This window comes from uncultured Rhodococcus sp. (assembly GCF_963525155.1).
GTDB lineage: Bacteria > Actinomycetota > Actinomycetes > Mycobacteriales > Mycobacteriaceae > Rhodococcus_F > Rhodococcus_F qingshengii.
Genome location: NZ_CAURKP010000319.1, coordinates 1 through 3,216, shown reverse-complemented (window position 1 = coordinate 3,216; position 3,216 = coordinate 1). Strand labels below are relative to the sequence as shown.

Annotated in this window: 3 protein-coding genes; all 3 read right to left on the bottom strand. The window is 63.1% G+C overall.

Features of this window, described 5'->3' with window-relative positions; genetic code table 11:
* Positions 1 to 384: 384 nt before the first annotated feature.
* Positions 385 to 1,038 carry a hypothetical protein gene (locus tag RWT78_RS28880; RefSeq protein WP_007726101.1) on the bottom strand — a complete coding sequence of 218 codons (654 nt, stop codon included), beginning with the start codon at positions 1,036 to 1,038 and terminating at the stop codon, positions 385 to 387.
* 29 nt (positions 1,039 to 1,067) lie between these two features.
* Positions 1,068 to 2,273, bottom strand: coding sequence for an MFS transporter (locus RWT78_RS28875; protein WP_314682842.1), 1,206 nt, complete (start codon positions 2,271 to 2,273; stop codon positions 1,068 to 1,070).
* 10 nt (positions 2,274 to 2,283) lie between these two features.
* On the bottom strand, positions 2,284 to 3,216 hold a 933-nt coding region (locus RWT78_RS28870), incomplete at its 5' end, for a 2-oxo acid dehydrogenase subunit E2 (protein ID WP_314682838.1).

Genomic DNA, 3,216 nt, shown 5'->3' with positions numbered 1-3,216 from the left:
TCAAGGCGCTGGAGCGCGCGAGTTCGGAAGGGGCGTCCACTCGTAACCGCGAGTGGGCGCCTTTTTCGTGTCCCTGTGCTGAAACGGCTTCTTGTGCTGAAACGACTTCTTGAAACGACAAAGGCGCCTGGTCCGAGACGAAACTCGGAACAGGCGCCTCTGGCGACGTTTTACGGAACCTCGGGGGTTTCGGGGTCGGAAGAGAAGCCGGAAAGTAGTTCGATCAACTTCTGGATCAGTTCGAGCGGGTTCAGATCTTCGAGGCTCACGGTAAAGACTCCTTCGCTGTGGAACTACTTGATTCGGACATTTCAGAACATACGTCATGTCCAACCGTGGCGGGAGAGCTATCGGCGAAAATCTCTGAATCCCAAAGATTTAGGACTAAAGTCGGATGCTCCGGTGCCTGGAGAACGCGATGGCTGCCGTATCCGGGCGTAGCTCTTCACGTTTCGCGGCGATGGGCGATCGTGCCATCAAAATGGCTGCGGCACAGGCCCATACCAGGGTGATCAGAATGCCAGCTATCACTCCGAAAAGGCCGCTCAGCTCGGCGGCGAGCGCGCTGGCACCGATCGCAGCAACTCCGACGAATCCGAGCCCGGCGACCACCGGACGCCACTGCGGGGCGGAGATCAAGATCGCCGAGCAGTACAGCGCGGTCGCCGCTGCGACGTGACCGCTGGGCAATAGGTCCTGGGGCACATCGGGGAGCCAGGAACCGAATGCCGCGTTGGTGAGATTGGCGCCCATTCCGAGGAGCAGGATCGCGCCGATGCCGTATGGCAGTCCGCGGACCATCGAGACGACGGCCAGAGCGGTAGTGGCTGCGAGTACAGCGGTGACGTCGAATCGGCCTACCGTCCACTCGGCAAGTGCGCGCACCTGTTCCGGGACGCTCAAACCGGGCGAGGTGGGTCGCACGAAATACAAGACGCCCAGCGCTACGACGGCGATCGCGGCAAGGACGAGGAAGCGAGTGGTTGTGGAGGGAGCGGGGTGCTGGGTGGAGGTCGAGACGGTCACGAGTACCAGCATCCCTGTTGAGTCTGTGCCGATCGTGAGGATCAGCTGTGAGGTCTGTAGGCGGTCGGAGAATCGCGCCGAACGACACCCGCACAACCCGCTGCGACCAGGACGCATGCAAACGGGATCAACATTGCTGTGGTGAGAGGCACAAGCTTGGTGACCCAGCCGATGGTTGCCGGACCGGCGAGGAATCCGATGTATCCCATGCCGACGACGCGAGACATGTTGGTGCCGGCCGAACCTGAGCCCAGATTTCCGGCCGTGGTGAAGATCTGCGGAATGCATCCCGACAGGCCGGCGCCGAACAGGGCCCAACCGAGCAACGTCAGTGGTAGCCAGCCGGATACCACGACGGTCAGCATTCCGATGGACGACAGCAACGCACCGTAGCGAACCACTGCCACCGGGCCTACCGCCGCGCTGATCCGATCCGCGGTGAACCGGCCGACGGTCATCATGGCGGAGAATGCGCCGAACGACAGTGCGGCAACGGCATTCGAAACACCGAGATCTTCCTTGACCTGCAGCGCGCTCCAGTCGTTTGCCACTCCCTCGGCCAGCATCAGAACAAAGGCGAGGGTTCCGAGGGCAAGTACGCGAGCCGAGAATCTGCCGTGTGTCTTTCCGGTAGTCGACGCGGTTTCGGCATGCACGTCGACGTAAGGGAGAAGGGGTCGCGAGCACAACCAGACTGCCAGCAAGCCGATTGCCGACGCGATGCTGAGCGTGACGTACGGCGGAAGATCCAGTGCGAGAGTGCCGAATCCGATGACAGAGCCCAATACGCCACCGACCGAGAACATGCCGTGAAAGGCCGCCATGATCGGGCGCCGGTACAACTGTTCGGCCTCGACGGCCTGCGAGTTCATCGACACGTCCAACGCGCCGTTCGCGAAGCCGAATACAACAAGTGCAGCGCCCAGTTGCCAGGTGTTCGTGGCAAATCCCGGGCCGAGAGTGGCGAATGCCAGCCCGCTACCCGCCAGGATGACCATGCGCCTGCTGCCGTATCGATCGGCGAGCGGACCGCTCAATTGCATACCGGCAATGGCTCCGACAGCAAGAAGGAGAAGCAGTGAGCCGAGCGTCGAGTGACTGATTCCCACACGTTGTTCGATGGACGGAATGTGGACGACCCACATCGCGAGCAGAAATCCGTTGATGCCGAAGATGCCGAAGATGCCGGCCCGGGCGCGTACCAGGGCGGAGGTGGGGACTACTCGGTCGGTGGGGTTGACGCTCACTCGTTCCTTTTTACAGGTGAGACAGCAACAGGTCCGGGTCCGCGAGCATCTGTGCGACAAATGAGAGGAATCTCGCGGCCTGCTCACCATCGAGTACCCGGTGGTCGAACGTCAACGTCAGTGTCGCGACGCTCCGCACTTCGATCTTGCGCTCGATCACCCACGGACGCTCGCTCACCGAGCCCAGGCAGAGGATGACGGCTTCTCCCGGATTGAGAAGCGGAATGCCGCCGTCGACGCCGAAGACTCCGACATTTGTGATCGTGACGGTGCCACCCGTCAGGTGACGGACGTCCGTCTTTCCCTCACGGGCAGCAACGGTCAGTTCGGTCACCGCGCGTGCGAGCTGGACCAGGCTCAGGGTCTGGGCGCTCTTGATGTTGGGCACGGACAGTCCACGTTCGGAGGCGACGGCGATGCCGAGATTCACGTCATCGTCGACGGCGGCGTCGCCGCGGGCCTCGTCCCAATGCGCGTTCACCATCGGGTGCGAGGCGACGGCGGCCACCATTGCCTTGGCAGCGAGAGTCAGCGGAGTGAGGGACAGTCCGGTGAACGCCTCCGAGGAACGGAGCCTGCCGAGCAGTTCCATCGAAGGCGTGACATCGGCGGTGAGGAAGACGCTGGCCTGCGGAGCGCGGACGCTGGCAACCATCGCCGACGCCATCTGTTTTCGTATGCCGGACGAGGCCAGGCGTGTCGCGTTATCCGAAGGCGCCTGCACGGTAAGCGCGTCTGCGACGTCAGCTGCGGTGACGGCGCCGTCGAATCCGCTGCCGGTGATTTCGCTCAGTTCGATGCCGGCTTCGCGGGCCGCGCGCCGCGCCGCGGGTGTTGCGGGCTGTCGTTCGGTATTCGCCGCGGATTGCGAGTCCGGCGTGATCTTGCTCCGTCGGCGGCTCGGTCTCTCGGTCGCGGGTCCGTATCCGACCAGCACGCTCGG

Excerpts from the sequence above, each read along its gene's own strand:
- RWT78_RS28880 (WP_007726101.1), bottom strand. The coding sequence starts at position 1,038 with ATGCTGGTACTCGTGACCGTCTCGACCTCCACCCAGCACCCCGCTCCC.